We start from the raw sequence: 26,573 nt of genomic DNA, 5'->3' as shown, positions 1-26,573 counted from the left end.
GAGGGCCGCCCGCAGGGCTCAGCCCAGGCCCAGGTCGCGCAGCCGCGCCCCGGCGGTGGCCCGGTTGGGCACGCCCAGCTTGGCGAGGATGTTGGACACGTGGACGCTGGCCGTCTTGGCCGAGATGAACAGCTCCTCGGCGATGCGGGCGTTGGTGCTCCCGGCGGCGAGCAGCCGGGAGACCTCCAGCTCGCGGGCGGTGAGCCCGGCGGGCGCGGCCGGGGCGGGCGCCTCGTCGGTGAGTCCGACGCCCAGGCGGCGGGCCAGGTCCGCGGCGGAGGCCGCCAGCGGGGCGGCTCCGTGCCCGTCGGCGGCGGCGTGGGCGGCGCGCACCAGGGCGCGGGCCCGGTCGCGCTCCCCGGCGGCCACGGCGGCGCGGGCCGTGCGCAGCCGCGCGGAGGCCAGGTGGAGCACCATCGGGGTGTCCTCCCAGGCGGCGACGGCCCGCTCCCAGAGTTCGAGGCACCGCTCGGGGCCGGTGGTGCCGTCCAGCCCGGCGGCGTGGGCCAGGACCCGGCGGCGGTGGGCGCGCTGGGGCGAGCCGGTGACGGCCATGGCGCCGGTGACCCGGACGGCCATGTCCATGACGCGCCGGGCGGCGGCCTCGTCGGCGCCGGATTCCGCGCCGCGCGCGGCGGCCTCGGCCATCACGTCCACCAGGGGCCAGGTGTAGCCGCGCGCGGCCTCCAGCTCCAGCTGCTCCAGGGCGCGCTCGGACAGTGCCAGGACGGCGTCCACCGAGCCCTCCGCCAGGCCGGCCTCCAGCTTGGCCAGCAGGTCCAGTTGGATGATGTTCATGCGCTGGGCGTCGGGGAGGCGGTCCCGGCGGGACCAGCCGGACACCTCCAGGGCGGTCTCCAGGTCGCCCGCGGCGGCGGCGCTGCGGGCCAGGACGGCGTCCACGTAGCTGCGGTCCTTGACGGGTGCGCGGGTGCGCAGGATCATCTCGCAGATCTCGCGGGCCTGGGACAGGTGGCCCAGCTCGAAGTGGATCTCGGCGCGGTTCTGGTGGTTGAACGTCTTGTGGACCGAGGCCCAGCCCATCTCCTCGTGGCGGGCCAGGGACTCCTCCAGGACCTTCAGGCCCTCCTCGTGGCGGCCCAGCTCGCGCAGGAAGTGTCCGAGGTTCCCGGCGCCGCGCGCCTCCACGGAGGGTTCGGAGACCTCGGCGGCGGTCCGCATGGCCTCCTCGATGAGCGGGCGCCCGAGTTCCAGGTCGCCCTCGCCGATGTACAGGCTGCCCAGGGTGATGCGGGCGTCGGCGGCCGCGCACCGGTCGGTGGCGTCGGAGCCCTCGGCCAGGGCGATGGCCCGCTCGGCGAGCTCGCTGACCGAGTGCCCGGTCTCGCGCAGGTCGCGCAGCCGCTCCTGGTCGGGCGGGGCGACGCGGTCGGCGCGGTGGCGCAGGCTCTCGCGGGCCAGGATGGACAGCAGGGACGCGTAGCCCGGCATGTGGGGCGGGTGCAGCTCCAGGGCGGCGACGAGGTCGGTGATGCCCCCGCCGCAGGTGCTCAGGGAGCGGGCCAGGCCGCGGCGGCGCAGCAGGGTGGCCTTGACCGCGCGGGTGCTGTCGTCGGCGGGGTCCCGGGGCAGGGTCGCCAGGGCGGCGTCGGCGAGTTCGCGGGCGCGCCGCCCCCGCCCGGCCTCCACGGCCGCCCCGGCGGCGCGGGAGACGACCTCCGCCCAGGTGCGGTCCTGGACGCGGTCGCGGGCGTCGGGCACCTGGTCCCACAGGGACAGGACCCGCTCCAGCATGTCGAGCTCCTCGCCGTAGGCGAGGGTGTCCGAGGCGCGGACCGCAGCCCACCAGGCCGCCTGGAGCGCCCGCGGCAGCTCGCGGGCGGCCATGTAGTGGTGGGCCTCCTCCGCGGCGCGCCGGTCGTAGGGGAACAGTTCGGGGTGCTCGTCGATGAGGCGGGCGAAGCGCAGGTGCGCGCGGGTGTGGGGGCCGGGCAGGAGTTCGCCGTGCACGGCGTCGCGCAGCAGGGCGTGCCGGAACCGGTAGCCCTCGCCGTGGACCTTGAGGACGTTGGCGTCGACCAGGGCGTGCAGCGCCGCCTCCAGGTCGGGGTCGGGCAGGTCGGCGGCCCGGCGCAGCACCTCGTGGTCGATGCCCCCGGAGACGGCGCCCACCGAGGCCGTGCGCAGGACGGCCCGGGCGGTGTCGTCGAAGCGCTGGAGCGGTTCCAGGAGCAGGTCGCGGAACAGGTCGGGGACGTCGCCGCGGCCGGCGGGGGCGTCGGCCAGGGACTCCACGAACAGGGGGACGCCCTCGGTGCGGCGGTACAGCTCGTCCAGTTCGTGTGGTGCCGGTGCGCGTCCGCCGCGCAGGGCGGTGGCGTGCTCGCCGGTCTCGGCGAGGGTCAGCGGTGCCAGGTGCAGCGACTCCACGCCGGGGACGCGCTGGAGCTCGGGCAGCAGGCGGCGCAGCGGGTGGGCCCGGTGCAGGTCGTCGCTGCGGTAGGTGGCGAGGATCTGCACGCCGGGGAGTTCGAGGTTGCGGATGAGGAAGACGAGCAGGTCGCGGGTGGCGCCGTCGGCCCAGTGCAGGTCCTCCAGGACGAACGTGACGCCGTCGTCCCCGGCGCTCAGCGAGAGCAGCCGCAGGACCTGCTCGAAGAGGATGCCGCGGTTCTCCGGCTCGAAGCCGGTACCGCGGTTCTCGTCGCGTCCGCCGGAGGGCTCGCCCAGTTCGGGCAGGAGGCGGGCGAGTTCGCGGGTGCCGCCGGGGGCGGCGGCGGCGAAGAGCCCGGGTCCGCGCTCGCGCAGGAGCTGGCGCAGGACCGCGGTGAAGGGTGCGTAGGCCAGGCCGTCGCCGCCGAGTTGGAGGCAGGCGCCGACGTAGACCGAGCCCGGGGGCAGGGTGGCGGCGAACTCGCTGACGAGGCGGCTCTTGCCGATGCCCGCGTCGCCGCCCAGCAGGAGCATGCCGGGGCCGGTGTCGCGGGTGCGGCGCGCGTGGTCGCGCAGGGCGCCGAGTTCGGCCCTGCGGCCGATGAACACGGGACCGCTGTCGACGAGTAGGGGCATACCGCTCATTATGCCGACCTCGGGTGGCGGGGGGCGGGTATTTTCCTCGCGGGGCGCCGGGCCCGGGGCCCGGCCGGGCCGCCCGGTCAGGCGGCCCGGCCGAAGCGTTTCCCTCCCTCGCCGCGGCGGGTGCTCCCGGCCTGTGCGCGGCGGCGGGCCTCGGCGCGCTGGGCCAGGGCCTCCCGGCGCAGCCGTGCGGCGCGCAGGCGCTCCTCGGCGATGGCGCGGGCGGTGGCGTTGAGGATCTCGGAGTTCATGGCGGCGGCTCCTTCGGGGCGGTGTGCCGTGCCGGTGGCCCTCACCGACGACTCCACGATGTCGCTGAGGGCCCCGCCGCCGCATCGGGAGAACTCCCTGTTCCCGGGGCCGCCGCGGGCGGCGCCGCGCGGGCGGCCTAAGACATCGGGGTCCCGGGGCCGGTCCCGGGGCCCCGGGGCTAAGACGTCCGGGCGCGCGTCTGAGACCGGGCTCAGTCCAGGCCCAGTGCGCGGGCCCGGGCGCCCGCCGAGGACCGGTTGGCGACGCCGAGCTTGGCCAGGATGTTGGAGACGTGCACGCTCGCCGTCTTGGGCGAGATGAACAGCTCCGCGGCGATCTGCGCGTTGGTGGCCCCAGCGGCCAGCAGGCGCAGCACCTCGGTCTCGCGCGGGGTCAGCCCCGCGGGCGCGCCCCGGTCGGGGGCGGTGAACCCGGCCCGGCGGCCCAGTGCGGCGGCCTCGTGCCCCAGGGGCGCCGCGCCGCTCGCGGCGGCGGCCGGCCCCACCGGCTCCCACCAGGCCCGGGCGCGCTCCTGGTCGCGCACGGCCAGGGCCGCGCGGGCGGCGCGCAGCCGGGCCGAGGCCAGGTGCAGCACCAGCGGGGTGGCCTCCCACGCGGCCACCGCCGCCGCCCACCGGTCCAGGACCTCCCCGGGTTCGGCGGTCCCCTCCGCCAGCCGGGCGGACGCCGAGGCCCGGAACGCCTCCTGGACGGGGCCGCGCACGGGCATGGCCAGCCGTTCGGCCACCAGGTCCCGCACCCGGTCGCCGTTCCCGCCGCCCGCCCGGCGCACCGCCTCGGCGGCCAGGTCGTTGACCACCCAGCCGTACCCGAGCGATCCGGTGAACCCGGGCCGCCGGAGGATGTGCGCGGCGTAGTCGCGCGCGGTGGCGGCCTCGCCCTCGGCCAGCAGCAGGTCCAGCCAGGCCGAGACCGCCTGCTGGGCCTGGTCCAGGCGCTCCAGGCTGAGCGCGGAGGCGCGGTCGACGGTGGCGATCCCGGCCTCCCGCAGCCCGGCCCGGTCCGCGCCGGAGCGGGCCGCCGCGGTGTCGCCGGCGGCGACGGCGGCCCGGGTGGCGGGGACCAGGAGGAAGACCCGGTGCATGGGGGTGGGGCTGTGGCCGAGCGCGCGGGCGGACACGGCGCGCGCCGTGTCCAGGTGCCCCAGCTCGTAGTGGGTCTCGGCCAGGTTCTGGGAGGTGAAGCTTCCGTACACCCAGGCGGAGCCGGCCCGGTCCGGGGCGGACAGGAACCCCTCCAGCAGTTCCAGCGCCCGGGTGTGCTCGCCCTGCTCGCGCAGGTAGTGGGAGAGGTTGTTGACGCCGCGGGCCTCCATCATCGGGTCGCCGATGCGGCGGCTCAGCCCGATGGACCGCTCCACGTGGGGGCGTCCCCGGTCCAGCAGGCCCCGGCCCATGAGCACCGATCCCAGGGTGACCAGGGCGGCGGCCAGGGCGCTGTCGTCGCCGGAGCGCTCGGCCGCGGCGATGGCCTCCCGGGACAGGTCCTCCGCGGACCGGTCCAGCGGTCCGCGGCCGTCGGTGCGGAACATGGTCTCGCGGGCGACGATCGACAGCATGCGCGCGTACCCCGGGTCGCCCGGCGGGTGCAGGCGCAGCGCCTGGGCGAGGTCGTCCTCGGCGCCGGCGTCGACGCAGTGGGTGCGGGCCTGCCCCCGGCAGCGCAGCACCATGGCCCGCAGCGCGCGGCCGGGGTCGTCGGCGGCCTCGGCGGGCAGCTCGGCCAGGGCCTCGTCGCACAGGTGCCAGGCGGTGCGGGGGTGTCCGGCCTGGAGCGCGGCCAGGGCGGCCTCGGCCAGCACCTCGGGGTGCTCGCGGCCTCCCAGGAGCGCGGGTGCGCCGGGCACCCGGTCCCACAGCTCCAGGACGCGGCGGAGCATCGCCAGCCGCTCCCCGTGGGCCAGGGCCTGCCCGGCGCGCTCGGCGGCGTCCCAGGCGGAGGCCACCGCGCGGGGCAGGTCGTGGGCGGCCTGGAAGTGGTGGGCCAGTTCGGCGGCGCGGCGCTCGGGCGGCACGGCGCCGGGGTCGGCGCCGATGATGCCGGCCAGCAGCAGGTGCAGGCGGGTGCGGGTGCCCGGCAGCAGCGCCTCGTGGACGGCCTCGCGCAGCAGGGCGTGCCGGAACCGGTAGCCGTCGCCGTCGACGTGGAGCAGCCGGGCGTCGACCAGCCCGTGCAGGGCGGCCTCCAGCTCCCGGTCGGGCAGGTCGGCGGCGCGGCGCAGCACCTCGTGGGAGACGGTGCCCGAGACGGCGCCCACGGCGGCCAGGCGCAGCACCGAGCGGGGGGTGTCCTCCAGCCGGTCCACCGGTGCCAGCAGCAGGTCGCGGAAGGCCTCGGGCACGCCGCCGGGCCGCGGGGCGTCCGCGGCGGCCAGGGCCTCCACGTACAGGGGGATGCCGTCGCTGCGGCGGTACAGGTCGTCGAGCGCGGCGGGGTCGGGGGTGCGGCCGGTGAGGGCCCGCACCTGTTCCTCGACCTCGGCGCGGGTGAGCGGCGCCAGCTCGGTCCGCACGACCGGGGGCAGCCGCTCCAGCTCGGGGAGCAGGCGGCGCAGCGGGTGGGCGCGGGGCAGGTCGTCGCTGCGGTAGGTGGCGACGAGCTGCACGCCGGGCAGGTCGAGGTTGCGGATGAGGAAGACCAGCAGGTCCAGGGTGGCGCCGTCGGCCCAGTGCAGGTCCTCCAGGACCAGGGTCAGGCCGCTGTCGCCCGCGGCGGTGCGCAGCACGTGCAGGACCAGGCCGAACAGGACGTTCCGGTCGCGGTGGCCGCGTCCGGGGACCGGGCCCAGCTCGGGGAGGAGGCGGGCGAGTTCGTTCTCCTCCTCCCCGGTGGTGAAGAGCGCGGGTCCGCGCTCGCGCAGGAGGCGGCGCAGGGCGGTGGTGAAGGGCGCGTAGGCCAGGCCGTCCACGCCCAGCTCCAGGCAGCCGCCGACCAGTACGTTCTCCTGTGTCCGCGCGAACTCGGCGACCAGCCGGGACTTGCCGATCCCGGCGTCCCCGCCGAGCAGCAGGGCGCCGGACTCCTCGGTGCGGCAGCGGCGGGCGTGCGCGGTGAGGGCCGCCAGCGGTGCGGCACGGCCGACGAGCACCGGGGCGGTGCCGGGGAGTAGGGGCATGGGCGCCATTATGCCCAGCCGGTCCGGCGCGGTGGCGGCGGCGTGCTCAGGCGGCACGGCCGCGGGGCGCGTCCTCGCGCCGGTGCCGCACCGGCCGGAGCCACGCGCCCAGGCGGGCGCGGCGCTCCCGGCGGCTCCGGCGCAGCGCCTCGGCGCGGTGCCCGATGCGGCGGACGTCCTCCTCGGTCAGCGGCGGGCGCGGGACCTGGAACAGGGCCTCGTGGAACACGGCGTCCTCCTCGGGTCGGGCGGGGCCGGGTGCCCCGCCTCCTCCACGATCGGTCTGAGACCCGGGGCGGGGCATCGGGAGAAATCCTGTTCCGCGGCGGTACCGGGGGGTCTCAGGGGTTCTTAGGCGGAGCGGGACGTCTTATCCGTGTTCGGGGCCGGGGCGGGCGGGCCCGGTGGCCCCGTCCGGCGTGTCACAACCGGCGATCCGGCGCGTACTCATAGTTGTCTTGGTTGGTGTTGTGACCGCACGGACGGAAGGCGCGGATGATGCACAGGATCGAGGACGGCCGACGGGGCCGGTGGCGGGCGGCCGGGCTGGCCGCCGCGGTGGGCGCGGGCCTGGTCGCCGCGGCCCCGGCGGCGGGGTCGGCCGGCCCGGCCGCGCCCGCCCCGACGCCGCCGGAGGCCTTCGTGGCGCTGTCCCTGGCGGCGGAGGAGGCGGCCCCGCTGCCCGGTCACGAGACGGTGCTGCGGGCGACGGTGGCCAACGGCGACCCGGACGAGGGGGTGAGCGGCGCCCAGCTGGCCCAGCACGTCCCCGACGACCTGGAGATCCTGGAGGTGGGCGGCGGGGGAGTGCTGGAGGGCGGCATCGTCAACTGGCCGGTGGACGTGGCCGCCGGGAGCGAGCGGGACTACACGGTCCGGGTCCGCGTGCGCGAGGACGCGGTGGGGGCGGAGCGGCTGATGAGCACGGCCTGCCTGCTGCTGGAGCGGGACGCCGACCCGGCGGCCTGTGCCAGCGACACGGTCGTGGTGGCCTCGCCGACGGTGCTGTCGCGGGCCTCGGAGGCGGTGGACGGCGCGATGCTGCTCCGGGTGGCGGGTGCCGCCCTGCTGGTGGGGCTGGGATGGCTGGTGTGGCGGCGCCGTATGGCGTGAAATCCACCCGATCGTTACGTCGGGGTGTCAGGAAAACCCTTCGAGTACTACACGCGGTAGTAGTCTAGGGGTCATGGACATCCTCTACTCCGCGCTCGTCTTCCTGCACATGATCGGCCTCGCGGGCATCATCGCGGGCTTCCTCATGCAGGTCATGACCGACAACCCCAAGTCGACCAAGGTCCTGCTGCACAGCTCCCTGCTCCAGCTCGTCACCGGCCTGCTCCTGGTCGGCGTCGCCGAGATGGCCGACCTGGGAGAGCTGAACCACATCAAGATCGGCGTCAAGCTGCTCATCGCCCTGGCCGTCGTGGTGGTGGGCGTGCTGAACCTGCGCAAGCCCGCCCGCAACCTCGCGGTCATCGCGGGCGTGCTCGCCGTCGTCAACATCGGCGTCGCCGTCTTCTGGGGGTAGCGGGGCGGTGCCGCCCCCGGCCGCCCCGGCTCCCGCGCCGGAGCGGCCGGCGGGCCGCGGGGGCTCCCCGCCGCCCGGAGGCCGCCCCCGATCCCCGACCGGTCCCGGACCGGTGCCCGCACGGAACCCGTGGTCCGTGCCGGCACCGGTCCTTTCCGCATCCGCCCGCAATTTCTTGCGCTCGCGCCCCCGGTGACCCGGCGCGGCGGAGCGTGATCGCGGCCGGTCCGGACCGCGGAAGGGACGGCGTTCCTTTTCGACGCGCGGATCGGGGTCTATTCACAAAGCCGTAACAGGCCGGTAGTGTGCTCGGCATCACGCAAATTCTTGCGTTAACCGCAAGAGGATGCGCGATCCCCCGCAAGCGACCCAGGAGCGCCGATGCACCGACGCACCCCCCTCAAAGCCGCCGCCGCGGCGGCCCTGCTCCTCCTCCCCCTGACCGCCCTCCCCGCCTCCGCGGCCCCCCTGCCCGCCCCCGTGCAGGCCGCCGCACCCGTCACCCCCGACGGCGAGACCCTCGTCCAGCTCTTCCAGTGGAACTGGGACTCCGTCGCCGCCGAGTGCGAGAACTTCCTCGGACCCAACGGATTCTCCGGAGTCCAGGTCTCCCCGCCCCAGGAACACGTGGTCATCCCCTTCGCCGAGGGCGGCAACCACCCCTGGTGGCAGGACTACCAGCCCGTCTCCTACCGGCTCGACAACACCCGGCGGGGCACCGCCGACGAGTTCGCGGCCATGGTCGCCACCTGCCGCGACAGCGGGGTCCGCATCTACGTCGACGCCGTCGTCAACCACACCACCGGCGACGGCTCCGGCGTCGGCAGCGCGGGCACCGCCTGGAGCAAGTACGAGCACCCCGACCTCTTCGGGGACAGCACCGCCTCCTACGACCGCGACGACTTCGGGCCCTGCTACGAGGAGATCGCGAACTGGAACGACAAGGAGGAGGTCCAGAACTGCCAGCTGGTGGGCCTGGCCGACCTCAACACCGCCGACCCGCAGGTGCGCGACCACCTCAAGCGCTACCTCAACGGCCTCGTCGACCTGGGCGTGGGCGGCTTCCGCGTGGACGCCGCCAAGCACGTCCCCGAGGCCCACATCGCCGACATCTTCGGGAACCTGAACACCGTCCCCGGTTTCGGCGGCACCCCCCGCGTCTTCCACGAGGTCTACGGCGACGCCACCGTCCCCTACACCGCCTACGCCCCCTACGGCGAGGTCACCAACTTCGACTACCAGCGCGACGTGGCCGGCAAGTTCAAGGACGGCAACATCGCCGGGCTGGCGCAGCTGCCGGACTACGGCGGGCTGACCTCCGACCAGGCCACCGTCTTCATCGACAACCACGACACCCAGCGCTACCACCCGACCCTCACCTACAAGGACGGGGACCGCTACCACCTGGCGACCGCGTTCATGCTCGCCCACCCCTACGGCACCCCGGTGGTGACCTCCGGCTACGACTTCGGCGACAACGTCACCGAGGGCCCGCCCAGCGTCGGGAACGTCGGGGGCAACCCGGCGGGCTGGATCACCGAGGACACCGACTGCTCCACCGGCGCCTGGGTCTGCTCCCACCGGCACCCCACCGTCGCGGGCATGGCCGGCTTCCGCGCCTCCACCGGCAGCGCGGGCCTGACCCAGCGGGCCACCGACGGCAGCGGACGCCTGGCCTTCGACCGCGGCGCGCGCGGCTTCGCCGCCTTCAACGCCACCGGGAGCGCCTGGCAGCTCACCGCCGCCACCTCCCTGCCCGACGGCACCTACGACAACGCCGCGGGCGGCGGCACCGCCACCGTCTCCGGCGGCAGCGTCACCGTCCAGGTCCCCGCGAACGGGGCCGTGGCCCTGCACGTGGACGGCGAGTGCGAGGACGACTGCGGCGGCACCGACCCGGGCACCCCCGGCGACGGGTTCAACGCGGTCGTCCACACCGAGTGGGGACAGGAGGTGTACGTGGTCGGCTCCACCCCGGCGCTCGGGTCCTGGAACCCGGCCCAGGGCGTCAAGCTGTCCACCGACGCCGCCACCTACCCCACCTGGTCCGGGACGGTGACCATCGGCGCCGGCACCGAGTGGAAACTCGTCAAGATCGACGGCTCCGGCAACGTGGAGTGGGAGACCGGGGCCAACCGGACCGGCCCCGCCGCCACCGTCACCTGGAACCACCGCTGAGGGCGCGGGACCTCCCGACCGGCGCCCCCGTGCCTCACCCCCCAGGCGCGGGGGCGCCCCCGCGCCTCGCGGAGGCGTCGGCGACCGGCTGCGGGCACGGCTCGCCCGGCTCCACCGCCAGCTCGTAGTGCCACAGCTCGTTGGCGTAGGTCCGGCACAGCCCGTACTCGTGCCCGAACCGCGAGAACCAGTCCGCCGCGTTCGTGTACCCGATGTCCACCGCGTCCCCGCTGACATGGGTCGATCCGGTGGGCGAGGCCACCCACCGGCGCGCCTCCTCCTCGCCGTGCTCGCGCACCGCCTCCTCCCACAGGTGCTCCTGGTAGCGCTCGCTGCGCCAACCGCCGGTCACCACCACCTCGTCGATCCCGGCGTCCAGCGCCGCCGCGGCGGCCTCGCGCACCGCCGCCAGCAGTTCGGGGTCCAGCCCCGTCAGCGCGGGCACGTCGGCGTCCACCGCCAGCCCCCCGCCCACCGGCACGTACCCGTCGTCCTCGGTCAGCGGCCCCGCGCCGCCGGTCGGGCCCGACACCCCCGGCAGGCCGCCCCCGCCGCCCCCCGGGGCCGCGCAGCCCCCCGCCGCCAGCACGGCCGCCACGGCCGAGGCCGCCGCCCATCGGTGCACTCCGCCCACGGATCCCTCCCCCGCCAGGGCCGGACCCCGTGTCCGGCGCTCGGGACCCACGCCACCAGGGAGGGCGTTGCGCCCGTGTCGCGCGATCACGCAACACTTCCGCAACGGGGCCGGCTCCTAGACTCGTAGCCGGGCGGCCGGGAGGGCCCGCCGACGAGGGGGGACACACCGCATGCGCGTACTGGTCGTCGAGGACGAGCCCTACATGGCCCAGGCCCTCCAGGCGGGCCTGCGCCAGGAGGCCATCGCCGCCGACGTCGCCCTGGACGGGGAACAGGCGCTGGAGCGCATCGCCGTCCACGACTACGACGCCGTCGTCCTGGACCGCGACATCCCGGGCGTGCACGGCGACGACGTGTGCGCCGTCCTGGTCCGCGACCACCCCGGGACCCGGGTCCTCATGCTCACCGCCGCCGCGCGGCTGCGCGACAAGGTCGACGGGTTCTCCCTGGGCGCCGACGACTACCTGACCAAGCCGTTCGCCCTGGAAGAGCTGGTGGTGCGCCTGCGCGCCCTGGCCCGCCGCCCGGCCGCCGCCGTGGGACCCGTCCTGTGGGTCGGCGACCTGCGCCTGGACCCCTACCGGCGGGAGGCCCACCGGGGGACCCGCCCGCTGCGCCTGCCCCGCAAGCAGTTCGCCGTCCTCGAACTCCTCATGCGCGCCGACGGGGCCGTGGTCACCGCCGAGACCCTGCTGGAGAAGGTGTGGGACGAGCACGCCGACCCCTTCACCAGCGCGCCCCGGGTGGCCGTCTCCCACCTGCGCAAGGCGCTGGGCGACCCCGACCCCCTCGTGACCGTCCCCGGCGTCGGCTACCGCCTCACCGCCCCCGGGCGGGAACGGTGAACGGGGCGCCGCCGCGGCGCCCGGGACTGCCGGTCAGCGCCCGACTGCGCCTCACCCTGGGCTACGCCGCCTTCCTGGTCCTGTCCGGCATGGCGGTCCTGGCCGGCGTGTACATCGTCGTCCGGTACCTCCCCGACTACCCGCTGACCACGGCCGACCCCAGCGTCACCCATATCAACATCGCCTCCCGGGGCGAGATCGTGGCGGCCCTGGTGGACGTCACCCTGTGGGTGCTGGCGGCGCTGGCCGTCATCGGCCTGTCCGGCGGCTGGTTCCTGGCCGGATGGGTGCTGCGGCCCCTGCACCGCATCGACGCGGCGGTCCGCGCCGTCGCCACCGGCCGCCTGGACCACCGCATCCGCCTGACCGGGCCCGACGACGAGTTCCGGCGCCTGGCCGACGCCTTCGACCACATGCTCGACCGGCTCCAGGACGCCTTCGCCGTCCAGGAGAGGTTCGCCGCCAACGCCTCCCACGAGCTGCGCACCCCGCTGGCGGTCACCGCCACCATGCTCGACGTCGCCCGCCGCGACCCCGGCCACGACCCCCTGATCGACCGGCTCAGCGAGGTCAACGCCCGCGCGGTCGGCCTCACCGAGGCCCTGCTGCGGCTGGCCGACGTCGACGCCGTCACCGCCGCCGCCCGCCCCCTGGACCTGGCCGACCCCGTCCGCCGGGCCGTCGCCGAAGCCCGCGGGGAGGCCGGGCGGCGCGGCGTGGACCTGCGCCTGGAGGCCTCGCCCGCGCCGGTCACCGGAGACCCCGAACTGCTGCTGCGGCTGGCCGACAACCTCGTGCGCAACACCCTGCGCCACAACGTCCGCGGCGGCACCGCGACCGTCTCCGTCGGCCGCGCCCCGGACGGCTCGGCCGTCCTGCGCACCGACAACACCGGGCCCGTCCTGGCACCGGAGACCGTCGCCCGGCTCACCGAGCCCTTCCTGCGCGGGGAGGGGCGCACCCGCCGCGACGGCGGGGGCCACGGCCTGGGGCTGGCCCTGGTCTCCCGGGTCGTGGACGTCCACGGCGGGACGCTGCGCCTGGACCCGCGTCCGGGGGGAGGGCTCACCGTCGCGGTCGCCCTCCCCGTCCGGGCTCACTCGTCGTAGAACACCCGCTCCATCACGGCCCGCGCCCGGCGGGTCGTGCGCAGGTAGGCCTCCGTCAGCTGCTCGGCGGGCCCCTCCCACAGGCCCTCCTCGCCGTCCTCGGGGGTGCGGCAGCCCAGGGCCGCGGCCAGCGCCGCCCGCACCCGCAGGTCGGTGGGCAGGGAGTCGCCGCCCCGGCCGCGCACCAGCATCACCATGCCGCGCACCCGCGAGGCCAGCCGCCAGGCCTGCTCCAGCACGACACCGTCGTCGGCCGCCAGCAGCCCGTGGGCGACGGCCGCCTCCAGCGCCTCCAGGGTGCCGGTGGTGCGCAGGTCCGGGTACTCGTGGGCGTGGCGCAGCTGGGTCAGCTGGGCCACCCACTCCACGTCGGACAGCCCGCCCCGGCCCAGCTTGGTGTGCAGGGTCGGGTCGGCGCCGCGCGGCAGCCGCTCGGACTCCATCCGCGCCTTGAGCTTGCGGATCTCCAGCACCGCGGAGGCCTCGATGCCGCCCTCCGGGTAGCGGACCGGGTCGATGAGCGCGCTGAACGCGGCCCGCAGCTCCGGGTCCCCCGCCACCGGCCGGGCCCGCAGCAGCGCCTGGCTCTCCCACACCTGCGACCAGCGGCCGTAGTAGGCGGCGTAGGAGTCCAGGGTGCGCACCACCGGACCGCTGCGGCCCTCCGGCCGCAGGTCCGTGTCGACCTTCAGCGCGGGTTCGGCGGCGGGCATCTCCAGCAGCCGCGCCAGCTCCCGCACGACCGCCATGGCCTGCCGGGTGGCCGCCGTGGCGTCCGCCCCGGGCAGCGGGGCGTGCACGTACATCACGTCGGCGTCGCTGGCGTAGGTCAGCTCGCCGCCGCCGAACCGGCCCATCGCGACCACGCACACGCGGGTCAGCTCCTCGCCGTCGGCCTCCAGGACCCGGGCGGAGGCCACCCGCAGGGCGGCGTCGATGGTCACCGCGGCGATGTCGGTCAGCGCCGACCCCACGTCCCGGACGTCGGAGACCTCCAGCAGGTCGGCGGCGGCCGTGCGCAGCAGCTCCCGGCGGCGCAGCGCCCGCACCGCCGACACCGACTCCTCGGCGGTGTCGTAGCGGCGCAGCGCCGCGTCGGCCTCGGCGGCCATCACCTTGGGGTCGCGCCGCACCAGGTCGGCGTCGTCGGCGAGCATCCCGACCGCCTCGGGCGCGCGCAGGAGGAGTTCGGTGACGTAGCGGCTGGTGCCCAGCAGCCACGCCATCCGCTCCGCGACCCGCACGTCGTCGCGCAGCAGCCGCAGGTACCACGGGGTGGTGCCCAGGGCCTCGCTGACCTGGCGGAACCCCAGCAGACCGGCGTCGGGGTCGGGGGCGTCGGAGAACCACCCCAGCATCACCGGGAGCAGGGTGCGCTGTATCGACGCGCGCCGAGACACGCCCGAGGTCAGCGCCTCCAGGTGGCGCAGCGCCCCGGCGGGGTCGGCGAACCCCAGCGCCTCCAGGCGGTCGCGGGCCTGCTCGGGGGAGAGCCGCGCCTCCTCGCCGGGCAGTTTGGCGACGGCGTTCAGCAGCGGCCGGTAGAACAGCTTCTCGTGCAGGCGCCGCACCTCGGCGGCGACCTTGCGCCGGGCCTCGGTCAGCTCCCGCACCGGGTCCGCGGTGAACCCCAGGGCGCGGCCCAGCAGGCGCAGCTCCGACTGCCCGTCGGCGGTCCCGCCGTCGGGCATCAGGTGGGTGCGGCGCAGCCGCTCCAGCTGGAGCAGGTGCTCCAGGCGGCGCAGGAACCGGTAGGCGTCGGCCAGCCCCGCCGCGTCCGGGCGGCCCACGTACCCGTGCTCGGACAGGGCGGCCAGGGCCACCAGGGTGGTGCCCGACCGCAGCCGCCCGTCGGCGCGCCCGTGCACCAGCTGCAGCAGCTGCACCGAGAACTCGATGTCGCGCAGCCCGCCGGGGCCCAGCTTGAGCTCGCGGTCGGCCTGCCCGGCGGGGATGTGCTCCAGCACCCGGCGGCGCATCGCCTGCACGTCCTCGACGAAGTTCCTGCGCGAGGACGCCTCCCACACCATGGGTGTGATCACGTCCATGTAGGCGCGGCCCAGCTCCATGTCCCCGGCGATGGGGCGGGCCTTGAGCAGGGCCTGGAACTCCCACGTCTTGGCCCAGCGCTCGTAGTAGGCGCGGTGCCCCGACAGGGGGCGCACCAGCGGCCCGTTCTTGCCCTCGGGGCGCAGCGCCGGGTCCACCTCCCACAGGGTGCCCTCCGCGTCGGTCTCCGCGGGCACCCGCATCAGGGCCGTGGCCAGCCGGGTCGCCGACCGCATCGCGGCCTGCTCGTCCACCGGCCCGCCGTCCCCGGGGGCGTCGGCGGGCTCGGCGACGAACACCACGTCCACGTCGCTCACGTAGTTGAGCTCGCGGCCCCCGCACTTGCCCATGCCGATGACGGCCAGGCGGCAGCGGGCGGCGTCCTCGGGGTGCTCGGCGCGGGCCACCGCCAGCGCCCCGTCCAGCAGGGCCGCCGCCAGGTCGGACAGCTCGGCGGCGACCGCGTCCACGGTGGCCAGGCCGGTCAGGTCCCGGCCCGCCAGCCGCAGCACCCGGCGCCGGTAGGCGACGCGCAGGGCGTGGCGCAGCTCCTCGGCGGAGCGGGTGCCGGAGAGGTCGGCGGCCGGGGCGGCGGCGTGGGGGTCGGCGCCCACGGTGTGCAGCAGGCCCCGGCGCAGCTCCTGCGGATCGGGGGTGCGGGCGGCGTCGGCGCCGCGCAGTTCGCGCCAGTCGCCGGGGTGGCGCACCAGGTGGTCGGAGAGCGCTGCGCCGGTGCCCAGCACCCGGCACAGCCGGTCCCGCAGGGCGGGGTCCTCGCGCAGCGCGTCGCGCAGCGCGTCGGGGTCGGGGTCGCTCTCCAGGACGCGGATGAGTCCCAGCAGGGCCCGGTCGGGGTCGGGGGCCGCCGCCAGGGAGTCGATCACGGCCGTGTCGGAGGGGGAGTCCAGCCCCGCCCCCGTCACCAGCCGCAGGGCCCGGGGGCTGTCGCTGAAGCCGCGCCGAGCGAGCGCGCCTGCCGTCATGGTGTCTCTTCCGTCCCTTGCCACGCGTCAACGGTAACCGCACGGCCTCCGGCGGACCGCACGGCCGGGGGCCGGAACACCTCCGTGCGCTCCCGCTCTCGGGTTCGCCCGGGGACGGTCCGGAACCGGGTCGGGGCCGGTATCCGTTCGGATACCGGCCCCGGGGAGGAGGGCGCGCCGCCGGGCGCGCCTCTCCGGGGAGCTGCGACTGCGGCCTAGATGTCGTAGAACTGATGTCTGCCAAGACGCTAGCAGTGCGAACCCCCGAAGTCCCCAGCTGGGGCCCGACTTCATCTGTTGGTAACACGCGCCGTCTCGCGCCGTTTTCAGCTCTGGTGTGCGCCCGATGTGCGCCCGAGGCGGACCACCGGCCTGCCGTGGCCGGGGTTCGTAGAGCTAGCCAGTGGGGGGCTTGCTGCTGGTGCTCTTCACCTTCTTAGAGAATAAGAAGAGCTAGCCTCCGCAGCCTCCGCATGCGTGTCAGAACCGCCTCTGAACTGCGCAGATGCTGCGGAGGCTAGCGCCCGTTCTCAGCCTCCGCCTAGCCTCCGCAGCCTCCGGACCAGCCTCCGCCTACCCCCTGGCTAGCTAGGCAGTGGGGGGTAGCGCGCTTCGAGCCGCGCATAGCGCCTGGCACGCGGCAGGGTTGTCTCCTGCATGTCGTACACGCGACGTAGCCTGGACTTCCTGATCAATCGAGGAGTGTTTTGATGCCCCCCACTAGGGAAATTACCGAGTACCGAGTTATCACTGCCGACAAGGATTGGGGCGCCCGCGCCAGCAAGTGGCTGTCTGTAGTTGAAAGTGACGGACACGTCGTTCACCTAACAAATGAAAATCCCGCGGGCGTATACGGGGTGGTAGTGGAATGCAATGGGCATTGGTACAGGTTGGAAGCCAGCCCTGAGATGTCTTCCGGTGGCCACGTGATTCGCGCCTTCTCTGTGGAAACAGGTCACCCGTAGGATAATTGGAATATCAAGTACGCCGACTTCTCTGAAAATTCTCAGAAGGTGGCTTACTTGAAGGCCAAAGGAGGTCTGAAAATGCCGCAAAAGATACCCAATGATCTGCTCTTTTACTTCCTTCTCCCTTTTGATTTGCCAATCCCTTCCGGCGTGATATACGGCCCTGTTTCCGATAAATATTCAGAGAGTTTGAATCATGTATCGTTGCGAGTAACTCACACTCATGTCAATTTTCAGGATCTTGCAGAAGATCCCTACGGGTACGGATTCTCTACGATCATTGGCACCCATGATCCAGGAGAAGAGGAGCGATCATGGCAGACTTGGATCCAGGCTAAGACTACGGATGAGATATTCGCGGACGAACCCGCAAGCTCGAATCCGAGTGCCGATGAGCGCTTTTCCATTATATTTGAACGGTGCATGGGTGCCGTAAATTCGCTCATTGGGGCCTCGCAGGTGGCTACCAAGGAGAACCTTATGCGAAAGATTTCAAAAGAAGGTCTCGCGCCACAAATTATATATCGAGTGTTTGAGGGTGGTACGGATGCCCTCTTGTGCCAATCCAGCTTTCGGCTCAACAACAAAAAATACAACGAGAGATTCGCATCCTATTCCCACGATGATGCTGAGAGCATCCGTGCTGTCATCGACTACGAGCGCCGAGGAGCTGTCGAAGGTAGGCATCACCCTATTAGGGTCGCCCGTCAGCTAGCTACTGAAGGTCATGCTCGACTGATGAGTGGTGATGAAATATCTGCCATAATTATGATGCAATCCGCCGTGGAGAAGTATCTCTCCGGCGTCTTTGAGATGATTCTTCTCGATGAAAATCCAAGCAGGTCTGATATTGACCAGATTCGAGGAGATACTAGCTTTAAGTCTCTGTTCACGAAAATGTTGCCCGACAAGCTGGGGGGTAATTGGAGTACTAGCAATACCAGCACGCCTGCCGGTGCTTACTGGGTCAGGCTTTATGGGCTGAGGAACCAGATTATTCATTCAGGGCACGAGCCGCATTGGCGGGATTTGCCTCCCGCTTCGGAGGCCTTTCATGATTTGTTTGCTTTTGTGGATGAGCAGGTGGCTAAAAAATCCAGACTTTATCCGCGAGCACTGCTTGCCGTGACTGACCCCGGGGCGGGAGGTGACGGGAATCTTACGAAATCCCAGCGAGAGCGTGTGCAGGATCTCGAGGGGACCTTGTATTGGTGTCCAATCAAGCAAGAATGACGTCTCCTTGCGGTCCATCCCTCGAAAAAGGGCCTCCAATATACTGGAGGCCCTAATTTCGATCTGGCGAGGCTCAGATGTATTTCAACTGCACAGAACCCGCCTCGTCCAAAAGGACGTACTTCTGGGAAGTGGGGCTGTCGTCGAGGGCCTTCCAGTGTTGGACGCGGTCTGCGTAATATTCCCTCCACCCGGGGTGTCCTACTCGCCAATCAGTGCCGTCGTGCCAAATTCTGCGACTCTCCCCGAGGTGCAGAGTGAGGGGGTGTGCTTCTTCTCTAAATGGGGAAACACCAGAAACCACGGCTTGAGAAACTTCATGCACAGGAAGATATGCATCTGCATCGATCGCATCCTGCGAAGCTGTGGGGCGAATAGCAGTTTCGATAATCAATGCTTCCTCATTTTCGCGAAGCCTCGCCGGGTGCTCAAAAAGCGCTCCACTATTGCGCCCAGGAACGGACATCGTACGTAGATGAATCCAGCCGTTTCTCACGTAGTAGCTGTGCAGCCCAGAATTGCTCGCCCACGCGTCAAGCCGCACCGCCTTGTATCCATGGCGTCCAGCGTACTCGATGGCCCATTCGAGGACCCAGGCGCCGATACCTGACGGGCGGCCTGCAAGCTTGGCCAAGTAAAGAGCAGGGACCTTCTGCTCACGATGAGTCCAAAAATCTGGGTCCGCTTCTGGACTCAGTGAGACCGTCGCAACAAGGTCGCCTCTGGCATCGTGAACGACAAAAGTTTCGCCGCGCTGGATCATGGGACGCAGCCGTTGCTCCGTCATCCACCCCGGTTTCCACTGGTCGATGCCACGAGCCTCCAGCTTGTCGGCAGCCTCGTTCAGCAGGTCGACGACATCGCCTGTGTCCTTCTCTCCGGCCTGGCGAATCCTCCACGCGTTCACGCGGGCAACTCATAGATGAGTTCGATAGTGTCGCCGGGCCAGGTGTGACGGCTAACCTTCACTGGTCGATCTTCCGAGTACCCGACTCTGTGCTGGATCAAGACGGAGACGCCCGCGCCAATACGAAGCTTCTGCGCCTCTTCGGGAGTAGGAGGACGCCAGCGCAAGGTATCGCGGTACTGCGTCTGCACCAAGCCGCGCTCAGTCATCAACGCGACGATCCCTTGGGGCACATCTGCTGGATCGAGAATCTCGGGAATCTCGCGAGCGATGTCCATGGGGTAATAGGTGTCAGCCAGGTTGCTTGGTTGACCATCCAGCGTGCGCAGACGTCTCCGAACAGCAACGGAGTCTCCCTCGGAGATGGCAAGGTGCCGGGCGATCTCTTTGTCCGCGTGCACGATGCCGACGTCGATGTGTTGGTCCGGAACTCGGTTGTGCTCCTGACTGTCACTCACCCAGGCATCAACGCCGGCGGCTTTCCGATGGTCAATGCGCTCGCTTCGGCTGACATGGATCGGCAGGATGCGCAGGTCCCTGACACGACGTCCCGCACGGGTGTTCCCAGGGGTTACGAGCCCCTCCGTCACCAGTTGCTCTAGAGCCTTGACTGCGGTGCCGCGACTGACTCCATGCTTGCTCGCCAAGTCGCGCTCAGTTGGGACTTCGTCTTCGGGAGCGAGCTGACCGGACCGAATCTGCTCCCTTAGCTGCTCTGCGACCTGCGCATACAACGGTGACTCTCGCAGCGACATATCCGCCCCTCCCAGCGTGCCGAGAACTTTGGCCTAGTCCAAAGGTAGCAAACGCTTGACTCGCCTCCAGGTCTCGTGCTTCTATTTGGACTAGTCCAAACAGTTCAACGGTTTGGCGGGGGGCAATATTCCCCAGCTCGGCAGCGGACTCCGCATCACCGCAGGTGAGGCGCGTGGAAGCCCGGAGCGCTTGAGCTTTGAGAACACCTCCTTCGGAGGGACATAGCGCGCACGCCCTGACCCCACCCCGAGCAGTCAAGGGGCGGCGAAGGGAAGACGTGGCCACGGCACCCCCACACGGGTGCGCCGCCCCGAACCACCGGGGCCGCGAGGAATGGCCGCGCCGCACCCCTGGGGTGCCTGCTGGGCCCCTCCCCGCCACAACACGGGGAGGGGCCCAGCAGGGACCACCCGGGTCCACCACCCCCGCCACGGTCGGTGCCGACTCACCGCACCGCAGATCTGACTGGCCACCACCTGCGCCACCTCCGCCTGATGGGGCCGACCTGACTCCCGCCACGACACTCCACGAGGGACACCATGACGAACACCGCCGCCACTGTTCTGCCGATGCCGTTCACCGAGACCGACCTGGCCGACATCACCGAGACCGCCGAGATGGCGAACGGCTTCTACCGGGTGGTCACCTCCGCCCGCCTGACCCGCTCCGGAGCCCTGCTCCTGGTGAGCACCGACGCCGCTAAGGGCCGAGTCGTCCCGCTCCTGGAAGCCGCCGGATACACCGCTCGCGAGGTCGCCCCGGGGCGCATCGCGGTCACCGGCGCCGTCGACCGGCTCACACTGCTGCGGGCCGAACGCGACCGCCTGAACGCCGAGATCAACCGCCTGAGCGGCGACCAGACCGTCGGCTGAACCCCGAACCACCCCTACCGACGACGACGGCCCCCGCGGGATTGCGCCCCGCGAGGGCCACACCGAGATCACCTGCTGAAAAGGACCATCCCGATGGCGACCATTGTGCCCTTCGCAAACCGCACCCGCACCCCCGTCCCGGACCTGGGAAAGATGACCGGCCTGCTCGGAGACTCCGAACTGGCTAGCGAGCTGTTCGCCCCGCCCCGGCCCGACGAGAGCCCGCAGGACTACGCCGCCCGCCTGGCGGCCGGCGCCGACATCCTCGCGGACCTGCTCGGTGAGCTGCCCTCCCCCGACGGCGCCCCCGCTGCGGTGCTCCTGGGGAGGGTCGCCTGATGCTGCTCACCCTCGCGATCGTCCTCGCCTATCTGGTGCTGGCCGCGCTGCTGCTGACCCCCGCCAATCCGCTGCGCAAGGAGCCCTGATGGAGCCGCTGTTCTACGTCGCCCTCGGAGCGCTGGTCGGCATGCTGGCCACCACCGCCGCCACTCGTGTCCGCACGTCGCTCACCCGGGGGCGGGCCAAGCTGCGCCGGTGGGGCCGCACCCGCCTCACGCTCACCCAGGTCCCCCGCACGGCCAGGAACCGCAAGGGGGTCCGGCGATGAACCTGCTTGTGACCCTGCTGCTCACCGCAGGCGGCCTCGCGGTCGTGTTCGTGTTCCTGCACCGGATGACCGGCGGCCTGGTGCCCGACCGGGCCAGCGACCTCGCCGAGCTGCGTGCCATCCGCGCCCGACAGGGCGGGGGTGAGGTGCGGTGACCACCGCCGAGCTGATCCAGGCCGCGGGCATCGTCACCGTGCTGATCAGCCTGCTCCTGCTGCTGGCGTTCGTCGTGCTGCGCCTGGTCGCGCTGGTCTTGGCCGCCGCGTTGATGGTCCTGGACCAGGCCGCTACCGCGGTGATCCGCCCGCTGTCCCTGCCCGCACCGGCCACGAAGGAGGCCACCCCATGAGGTTCGGCAACCGCCGCCAGGCCCCCGACGTGGCCGCGACCGTCGCCGACCAGGTCGCGACCGCTCGTCGCCTGGTCGGCATCACCGACCAGCGTCTGCTCACCGACCCGCGCACCAATCCCGCCACCCGGGGCCGGGCGGACGCCCTGCGCACTCAGGAACAGGTGGCCGCCCTGGAGCAGGCCCACCGCCGCGCCCTCCGCCGGGGCCGCGTCAGCGACTCGCGGGCCGCAGCCGCCGAGCGCACGCTCCAAGCGATCCAGGCCGCCCGGGAAGCCACCTCCCCGGGGCGGGCGGTCGCGGACCTGACCCGCACCCGGGCCCGGTACACGCTCGGCTGCCTGGTGCTGTCGGTGGTGCTCTCCATCGGGTCCGCCATGGCGATCGAGGTCTGGCTCCAGTCCCGCCCCACAGAATCGCCGCTGGGCATGGGCTACGTGGTCGAGGCCGGACTCACCATCCTGTCCACCTGCATGATTGTCCTGCGGGGCCGCCTGGCCGCCCGCAACACCCGCCTGGAGCCCTGGCAGCGGTACGCGTTCTGGGCCCTGATCGGAGTCCCGCTCGCCATCAGTGCGGTCCTGGCCACCTTCGGCAGCCCTATCGGGGCGATCTGCTCCCTGGGAGCGGCCGCGTGGAGCGTGGCCGCGTACGTGTCCACGACCACCCTGTCGACCGCGGTGGGTGAGGCCCTGGAGGACGTCGACGCCGCCGACGAGAACGAACTGCGCCGCATCGCGATGGACGACCACCAGGAGGAGACCCCGGCCGAGACAGCAGCGGACCGGCTGGCCTCTGCGTCCCCGGTCCAGGAGTGGCTCGCCGAGCAGACCGAGCTGATGACGGACCAGATCGCGGTGTTCCTGACCGACCACGACGGCCCCGACGACGGTGTGAGCCCCCGCCCCTCCGACCCGGACCACGACGGACCGACCACGGGCCACAACCACCTCCCAACCCAGGAGGACGTCGCCGAGGCCTGGCGGATCCGCCAGGCTCACAATGCGTCTCGCATTGTCGTTGACCAGAACGAACACGACCGGACCGAGGCGGGCCCCGACCACGAAGTGAGCCAGCGAACCGAACCGGCCAACCAGGCCCGACGTGCGGCCGGTGAGCACAACCGCCAGCGCGTCGCGCACTACTGGGACGACCACCCCGACGCCACCGCGGCTCAGATCGCGGCCGCCCTGGGGTTGGGCGAGTCCACGGTCAAGCGCCACCAGAGCGCGATCCGTAAGGAGCGGCGATGAACCACCGCCACCTGCGGCCGGCCGCCTGGTCCCGCCGGACCCCGGTCGGCTTCGACCACGCCGCTTGGATGCGCCGCAACAGCCCGCTCACCCCAGCCCAATGCGAGGCACAGGGGCTGTGTGTGGACTGCGGAGGCCGGGGCGGCCTGTGGTGGTCCTTCGGTGCCGAGTACAGGTACACGCCCTGCCGCTCCTGCACTCCGGAAGGCGGAACCCGGTGAGCGCCGGCACCGGCCCTGCCACGGTCCGGCACCGACCCACCATCACCCGGCACGTGGCCGACCTGGGAGAGGGCGAGGCGTGGGTGTACCGCATGCGCTGCACCTGCGGCGCCCCCGACTTCACCTCGCACTACCAGCACATGGCCTCGGACCGGCGCCGCTACCACCTGGAAGTCGAAGCGACCGTCGATGCGTCCGAGCGCTGCCGCGACAAGCGCCACCGCATCCCCGACTGGGACGTGTGCGCCCTGTGCGCGGACCAGCTGCCCCTCTTCTGACCAGCACCATCCGCCCAGATCCGGGGTGGTGGCCTCACCGCCAAGATCCGCCACCACCCCACTCACCAGAAAGGCACCCGCCCATGTTCGAGCTGCTCATCCTCGCCCTGATCCTGGCCACTGGCATCGGCCTGGTCATCTCCGGACACCGCCACGAGAACCGCACCCGCTGACCCCCGACCGACCTGCGGGCCCGCCCCGGTCTGGGGCGGGCCCGCGCTGTTCAGGAAGGAGACCGTATGGCCAGCGGGATCGTCGCCCTGGTCGCGACCGGGCTCGCCATCGCCCTGCTGATCTTCGGCAAACGCGGGCGGCTGCTCACCCTGACCTCGGTCATCGCCGGACTAGCGGTGGTGCCCTTCGCCGCCCCCTACGTCGTGGCGGGGGTGCGCAGCGCCGACTCGGCCACCTTCGACGGGGCCGCGACTCTGATCGCGGTCGTGGCCACCGCGTGGGTGGTCTTCGAGCTCAAGGACGGCGGCACCCGCTCCCTCACCCCGTGGCTGGCGCTGCTCGTGCCCTGCCTGTGGCTGGCCGCGTCCGGCCCCTTCATCGGTATCTACGAGTTCGTCCAGGGCGGCCTGGACTCGGCCGAGCAGTTCACCACCGAGTTCGACGTCAACGACTACTGACCCCACCAGCGAAGCGGGCGGCGGCCTCACCGCCAAGATCCGCCGCCGCCCGCACCTCACCAGAGAGGCACCATCAGCATGACCGCCAGCCAGCCTGAACACGAGCCCGAACCGATCCACGACGCTGAGGTCATCGCCTTTCCCGCCCGCCCGGACACCCAGGTGGTGGATGCCGAGATCGTCCCCACCGACACCGAGGACCAGGAGGAGACGGCCAAGCCCGAAGCGCCAGCGGCGACCACCGAGGTCGCGGTCCGCCCCAAAGGGCGGGCCGTGGTGGTACCCGCCTCGCTGCGCACCGCCGCCTTCCGTGCCCGGGAAGTCGCCAAGCGCCCCGACCGCCTGGCCCTGGCCGTGCTCAAGCACGAGCTGATCTTCGGCAGCGTGGGCACCGCCCGCGGCGCCGGGCACGTGTGGCGGTGGATGACCGCCGCCGAGCTGGACACCCAGCTCGCGATCAAGCCCGAACTCGTCCTGACCACCCGCAAGAAGCGCCGCAACGTCGTGCTCACCGGCGCCGGCACCACCGCGGCCGCCGTAACCGCGGCCTGGTTCCTGCTCACCCCGGCCGTGCCGATCCTCGCCCTGCTGATGGTCCTGGCCGTGGCCGGAGGGCTGGAAAGGCGCCGTACCGCGCTGGGGGCCGCGGAGGCCGGGCACGCCGCACTGGGCGGGTCCCCCTCCGCCAAGGAGGTCAAGCAGGTGTTCGTGGCCGCCAAGCTGGCCAAGCAGGCCGACCAGGTCCGCGTGGTCGGCCCCGTGACCCGCACCGACGGGGCCTGGGAGGCGACGCTGGAGCTGCCCCCGGGCACCACCTACAAGAACGCCACCAAGAAGCGCGGCGAAGTGGCCGGCGCGATCGGTGTCGATGAGGTCCAGGTCGCCCTGGACCCGGTCAAGGGCCACAACGGGCGGGTGAAGCTGTGGGTGGCCGATGAGGACCCCATGCAGGGCCACCGTGTGGAGAACCCGCTGGCCACCCGCGCCGCGGACAGGGTCAACTTCTGGACCGACAAGCTCTTCGCCGGACGTGACGCCCGCGGGCGGGCCGTGGAGTTCAAGATGGTGGAGCGCTCCTACATGATCGGCGGGGAGCCCGGCGGCGGTAAGAGCGTGGCCTCCAACAACGTGCTGGCCTGGTTCTTCCTCGACCCCAGGACGCAGGTCTACCTCGCCGACGGCAAGTTCGGATTCGACCTCATGGTGTGGGAGCCCATGGCCAAGTTCGTGCTCACCGACAAGCGCCCCGAGGCGATGATCGCGATGCTGCGCGAGGTCATCGCGGAGATGGACCGCCGCTACAAGATCCTCCGCAAGATCGGCGCCCCCAAGGTCACCGAGGCCATCGCCAAGAAGTACGGGCTGCACCCGATTGTGGTGCACATCGACGAGGTCCAGTTCTGGTCCGCGTCCGGGGACACCAAGGCCGACAAGGAGTTCATGACCGCGCTGGCCGACATCGTGGGCCGGGGTCGGGCCGCGGGCATCATCACCGGCGTCATCACCCAGCGGCCGGCCGCCGAAGTCGTCCCGACCCGGCTACGCGACATCCTGTCCATCCGCTGGGCGCTGCGCTGCACCACCCCGGCCGCCTCGGACACCATCCTGGGCACCGGCTGGTCCGGACGCGGCTACTCGGCTGCGCTGTTCGAGCCGGACCAGCGCGGTGCCGGATACGTCCTGGCCGAGGGGTCCTCGCCCGTGCAGACGCGGGCTGCGTTCATCGACCCCGACCGAGGGGAACTCCAGGCCCTGGCCGACCGCGCCTACGCACTGCGCAAGGACGCCGGCACCCTGCCCGCCGCCGACGAGAGGACCGACGTGCGGCTCCTCAACGCCGTCCTCGGGGCGATGGGGGACGCGGACAAGATCCACTCCGACATGCTCGTGACCCGCCTGGCCGACACCGACGAGTTCGCGGACCTGACCCAGGAAGCACTCGCGAAGATCCTGCGTCCGCTCGGTGTCGTCTCCAAGGGGGTGTGGGCCGCCAAGATCGAGGACCCGACTACCAAGACCACCCGCCAGGGATACGAGAAGGACGCCGTCCTGCAGGCCCTGGAGAGGGTCTAGAACACCCCCTAGAAGGGGCCTAGGACTAGCCCCTCAGGGCCTAGATCCTAGGCCCTGAGACTAGAAACCAGACCCCTTCTTGACCTGCCCTCTTGGCCTTCTAGAGCCTCTAGGGCCGCTCCCGAACCCCCGCCTGGAACCCACCCCGGGCGGGGGTTCGTCATCTCCTTTGAGAAAGGCACTCCATGACGGACCTTCACGCCATCCGAGCCCGTGTCGAGTCCACCGCTCGCGGCCCTTGGAAGAGGGGCTTCGAAGCGGACGGCACCTCGGTCATCCACCGTCCCCACCCGGTAGTCGAGGGGGCGGCCGAGGTGCTCTTCGGCGCGCACGGGGCAAGCGAGGCCGACGCCGAGTTCGTCGCCCACGCCCGCCAGGACATCCCCGCGCTCCTGGCGGAGATCGACCGGCTGCGTGGGGAACTCGCCCGGGCCCATCCCGGCGCACCGCGCCGCAGCGTGGTGAACACGATCACTGGCGGGTCGACCGGAACGGTCATCCAGACCGGCGGTGACTACTACGGCGACCTGCACCTGTGAGACCCGCCGGTGCCCCTGATCCGTCCCGCCCGTCCTGCGGGACGGGTCGGGGGGACCGCCCGGTCCACCGCACACGACGACGGCCCGCCCCAGATCTGACCAAGGACCCCGGGGCGGGCCGCGCTCACTC

At 72.3% G+C, this 26,573-nt stretch carries 24 protein-coding genes; 16 read left to right on the top strand and 8 right to left on the bottom strand.

The window, feature by feature from the left end:
- Positions 1-18 precede the first annotated feature (18 nt).
- From BUE45_RS23290 to BUE45_RS23280, 4 genes are all read right to left on the bottom strand, one after another.
- Positions 19-3,030: an AAA family ATPase gene (locus BUE45_RS23290; protein ID WP_084737704.1), complete on the bottom strand. Its 3,012-nt coding sequence runs from the start codon at positions 3,028-3,030 to the stop codon at positions 19-21.
- 86 nt (positions 3,031-3,116) lie between these two features.
- A complete protein-coding gene (locus tag BUE45_RS32690; RefSeq protein WP_178378624.1) occupies positions 3,117-3,287 on the bottom strand; it encodes a hypothetical protein in 171 nt (56 codons plus the stop codon).
- Between the two features lie 212 nt (positions 3,288-3,499).
- Complete coding sequence (locus BUE45_RS23285) at positions 3,500-6,424, bottom strand: helix-turn-helix transcriptional regulator (protein WP_342746041.1); 2,925 nt, start codon at positions 6,422-6,424, stop codon at positions 3,500-3,502.
- A gap of 46 nt (positions 6,425-6,470) precedes the next feature.
- Complete coding sequence (locus BUE45_RS23280; RefSeq protein ID WP_073381667.1) at positions 6,471-6,653, bottom strand: hypothetical protein; 183 nt, start codon at positions 6,651-6,653, stop codon at positions 6,471-6,473.
- Positions 6,654-6,919: 266 nt separating this feature from the next.
- On the opposite strand from BUE45_RS23280, the gene BUE45_RS23275 reads away from it, so the two are divergent.
- The 3 genes from BUE45_RS23275 to BUE45_RS23265 all read left to right on the top strand — a co-directional run bounded on the left by BUE45_RS23275 (position 6,920) and on the right by BUE45_RS23265 (position 10,130).
- Positions 6,920-7,537, top strand: a complete 618-nt coding sequence (locus BUE45_RS23275) for a hypothetical protein (RefSeq protein WP_342746040.1) — start codon at positions 6,920-6,922, stop codon at positions 7,535-7,537.
- A 73-nt stretch (positions 7,538-7,610) separates the two neighbouring features.
- Positions 7,611-7,952, top strand: coding sequence for a hypothetical protein (locus BUE45_RS23270; protein ID WP_073381665.1), 342 nt, complete (start codon positions 7,611-7,613; stop codon positions 7,950-7,952).
- Between the two features lie 381 nt (positions 7,953-8,333).
- The gene (locus tag BUE45_RS23265; protein WP_073381663.1) at positions 8,334-10,130 is read left to right on the top strand and encodes a carbohydrate-binding module family 20 domain-containing protein; all 1,797 of its coding nucleotides are present in this window, start codon (positions 8,334-8,336) and stop codon (positions 10,128-10,130) included.
- Positions 10,131-10,164: 34 nt separating this feature from the next.
- On the opposite strand, the gene BUE45_RS23260 is transcribed toward BUE45_RS23265, so the two are convergent.
- On the bottom strand, positions 10,165-10,764 hold the full coding sequence (locus BUE45_RS23260; protein WP_084737702.1) for a D-alanyl-D-alanine carboxypeptidase family protein: 600 nt from the start codon (positions 10,762-10,764) through the stop codon (positions 10,165-10,167).
- Positions 10,765-10,936: 172 nt separating this feature from the next.
- Between BUE45_RS23260 and BUE45_RS23255 the strand changes: the two genes are divergently transcribed.
- The gene (locus BUE45_RS23255; RefSeq protein WP_073381662.1) at positions 10,937-11,611 is read left to right on the top strand and encodes a response regulator transcription factor; all 675 of its coding nucleotides are present in this window, start codon (positions 10,937-10,939) and stop codon (positions 11,609-11,611) included.
- The gene (locus BUE45_RS23250) at positions 11,608-12,720 is read left to right on the top strand and encodes a sensor histidine kinase (protein WP_073381660.1); all 1,113 of its coding nucleotides are present in this window, start codon (positions 11,608-11,610) and stop codon (positions 12,718-12,720) included. The genes BUE45_RS23255 and BUE45_RS23250 overlap by 4 nt, the downstream gene beginning before the upstream one ends.
- Here BUE45_RS23250 and BUE45_RS23245 read toward each other — a convergent pair.
- Entirely contained in the window at positions 12,708-15,752 is a 3,045-nt protein-coding gene (locus tag BUE45_RS23245; RefSeq protein ID WP_073381659.1) for a bifunctional [glutamine synthetase] adenylyltransferase/[glutamine synthetase]-adenylyl-L-tyrosine phosphorylase, read from the bottom strand. The genes BUE45_RS23250 and BUE45_RS23245 overlap by 13 nt on opposite strands.
- Before the next feature lie 1,013 nt (positions 15,753-16,765).
- Here BUE45_RS23245 and BUE45_RS31985 point away from each other — a divergent pair.
- Positions 16,766-17,953 (top strand): hypothetical protein, encoded by a 1,188-nt coding sequence (locus BUE45_RS31985; RefSeq protein ID WP_143173454.1) that lies wholly within the window; start codon positions 16,766-16,768, stop codon positions 17,951-17,953.
- 73 nt (positions 17,954-18,026) lie between these two features.
- On the opposite strand, the gene BUE45_RS31980 is transcribed toward BUE45_RS31985, so the two are convergent.
- Complete coding sequence (locus tag BUE45_RS31980; protein ID WP_143173453.1) at positions 18,027-18,860, bottom strand: GNAT family N-acetyltransferase; 834 nt, start codon at positions 18,858-18,860, stop codon at positions 18,027-18,029.
- Complete coding sequence (locus tag BUE45_RS23240) at positions 18,857-19,615, bottom strand: GntR family transcriptional regulator (RefSeq protein ID WP_073381657.1); 759 nt, start codon at positions 19,613-19,615, stop codon at positions 18,857-18,859. Before BUE45_RS23240 ends, BUE45_RS31980 begins: the two co-directional genes overlap by 4 nt.
- Positions 19,616-20,155: 540 nt before the next feature.
- Between BUE45_RS23240 and BUE45_RS23235 the strand changes: the two genes are divergently transcribed.
- From BUE45_RS23235 to BUE45_RS23195, 10 genes are all read left to right on the top strand, one after another.
- A complete protein-coding gene (locus BUE45_RS23235; protein WP_143173452.1) occupies positions 20,156-20,488 on the top strand; it encodes a hypothetical protein in 333 nt (110 codons plus the stop codon).
- Positions 20,489-20,581: 93 nt separating this feature from the next.
- Complete coding sequence (locus tag BUE45_RS23230) at positions 20,582-20,827, top strand: hypothetical protein (RefSeq protein ID WP_073381654.1); 246 nt, start codon at positions 20,582-20,584, stop codon at positions 20,825-20,827.
- An 88-nt stretch (positions 20,828-20,915) separates the two neighbouring features.
- Positions 20,916-21,098: a hypothetical protein gene (locus tag BUE45_RS23225; protein WP_073381652.1), complete on the top strand. Its 183-nt coding sequence runs from the start codon at positions 20,916-20,918 to the stop codon at positions 21,096-21,098.
- Entirely contained in the window at positions 21,095-21,253 is a 159-nt protein-coding gene (locus tag BUE45_RS32685) for a hypothetical protein (protein WP_178378623.1), read from the top strand. Before BUE45_RS23225 ends, BUE45_RS32685 begins: the two co-directional genes overlap by 4 nt.
- Entirely contained in the window at positions 21,250-21,447 is a 198-nt protein-coding gene (locus BUE45_RS23220) for a hypothetical protein (protein WP_073381651.1), read from the top strand. Before BUE45_RS32685 ends, BUE45_RS23220 begins: the two co-directional genes overlap by 4 nt.
- Complete coding sequence (locus BUE45_RS23215) at positions 21,444-22,700, top strand: hypothetical protein (protein WP_073381649.1); 1,257 nt, start codon at positions 21,444-21,446, stop codon at positions 22,698-22,700. Before BUE45_RS23220 ends, BUE45_RS23215 begins: the two co-directional genes overlap by 4 nt.
- A gap of 217 nt (positions 22,701-22,917) precedes the next feature.
- Positions 22,918-23,199, top strand: a complete 282-nt coding sequence (locus tag BUE45_RS23210) for a hypothetical protein (protein ID WP_073381648.1) — start codon at positions 22,918-22,920, stop codon at positions 23,197-23,199.
- A gap of 239 nt (positions 23,200-23,438) precedes the next feature.
- Positions 23,439-23,831 carry a hypothetical protein gene (locus BUE45_RS23205; RefSeq protein WP_073381647.1) on the top strand — a complete coding sequence of 131 codons (393 nt, stop codon included), beginning with the start codon at positions 23,439-23,441 and terminating at the stop codon, positions 23,829-23,831.
- Between the two features lie 78 nt (positions 23,832-23,909).
- Positions 23,910-25,904, top strand: a complete 1,995-nt coding sequence (locus tag BUE45_RS23200; RefSeq protein ID WP_073381645.1) for an FtsK/SpoIIIE domain-containing protein — start codon at positions 23,910-23,912, stop codon at positions 25,902-25,904.
- Positions 25,905-26,089: 185 nt separating this feature from the next.
- The gene (locus BUE45_RS23195; protein ID WP_073381644.1) at positions 26,090-26,443 is read left to right on the top strand and encodes a hypothetical protein; all 354 of its coding nucleotides are present in this window, start codon (positions 26,090-26,092) and stop codon (positions 26,441-26,443) included.
- Positions 26,444-26,573 lie beyond the last annotated feature (130 nt).

Origin of the sequence: Nocardiopsis flavescens (genome assembly GCF_900141985.1) — a bacterium.
Taxonomy (GTDB): Bacteria; Actinomycetota; Actinomycetes; order Streptosporangiales; family Streptosporangiaceae; genus Nocardiopsis; species Nocardiopsis flavescens.
The sequence above is the reverse complement of the archived record's forward strand: the minus strand, read 5'-3'. Positions and strand labels throughout refer to the sequence as shown.

Coding starts and splice junctions, on each gene's coding strand:
- BUE45_RS23275 (WP_342746040.1), top strand. CDS start 6,920: ATGATGCACAGGATCGAGGACGGCCGACGGGGCCGGTGGCGGGCGGCC.
- BUE45_RS32685 (WP_178378623.1), top strand. CDS start 21,095: ATGAACCTGCTTGTGACCCTGCTGCTCACCGCAGGCGGCCTCGCGGTC.
- BUE45_RS23240 (WP_073381657.1), bottom strand. CDS start 19,615: ATGTCGCTGCGAGAGTCACCGTTGTATGCGCAGGTCGCAGAGCAGCTA.
- BUE45_RS23270 (WP_073381665.1), top strand. CDS start 7,611: ATGGACATCCTCTACTCCGCGCTCGTCTTCCTGCACATGATCGGCCTC.
- BUE45_RS23200 (WP_073381645.1), top strand. CDS start 23,910: ATGACCGCCAGCCAGCCTGAACACGAGCCCGAACCGATCCACGACGCT.
- BUE45_RS23195 (WP_073381644.1), top strand. CDS start 26,090: ATGACGGACCTTCACGCCATCCGAGCCCGTGTCGAGTCCACCGCTCGC.
- BUE45_RS23285 (WP_342746041.1), bottom strand. CDS start 6,424: ATGCCCCTACTCCCCGGCACCGCCCCGGTGCTCGTCGGCCGTGCCGCA.
- BUE45_RS23225 (WP_073381652.1), top strand. CDS start 20,916: ATGGAGCCGCTGTTCTACGTCGCCCTCGGAGCGCTGGTCGGCATGCTG.
- BUE45_RS23230 (WP_073381654.1), top strand. CDS start 20,582: ATGGCGACCATTGTGCCCTTCGCAAACCGCACCCGCACCCCCGTCCCG.
- BUE45_RS23255 (WP_073381662.1), top strand. CDS start 10,937: ATGCGCGTACTGGTCGTCGAGGACGAGCCCTACATGGCCCAGGCCCTC.
- BUE45_RS23215 (WP_073381649.1), top strand. CDS start 21,444: ATGAGGTTCGGCAACCGCCGCCAGGCCCCCGACGTGGCCGCGACCGTC.
- BUE45_RS23235 (WP_143173452.1), top strand. CDS start 20,156: ATGACGAACACCGCCGCCACTGTTCTGCCGATGCCGTTCACCGAGACC.
- BUE45_RS23265 (WP_073381663.1), top strand. CDS start 8,334: ATGCACCGACGCACCCCCCTCAAAGCCGCCGCCGCGGCGGCCCTGCTC.
- BUE45_RS32690 (WP_178378624.1), bottom strand. CDS start 3,287: ATGAACTCCGAGATCCTCAACGCCACCGCCCGCGCCATCGCCGAGGAG.
- BUE45_RS23205 (WP_073381647.1), top strand. CDS start 23,439: ATGGCCAGCGGGATCGTCGCCCTGGTCGCGACCGGGCTCGCCATCGCC.
- BUE45_RS23290 (WP_084737704.1), bottom strand. CDS start 3,030: ATGCCCCTACTCGTCGACAGCGGTCCCGTGTTCATCGGCCGCAGGGCC.
- BUE45_RS23245 (WP_073381659.1), bottom strand. CDS start 15,752: ATGACGGCAGGCGCGCTCGCTCGGCGCGGCTTCAGCGACAGCCCCCGG.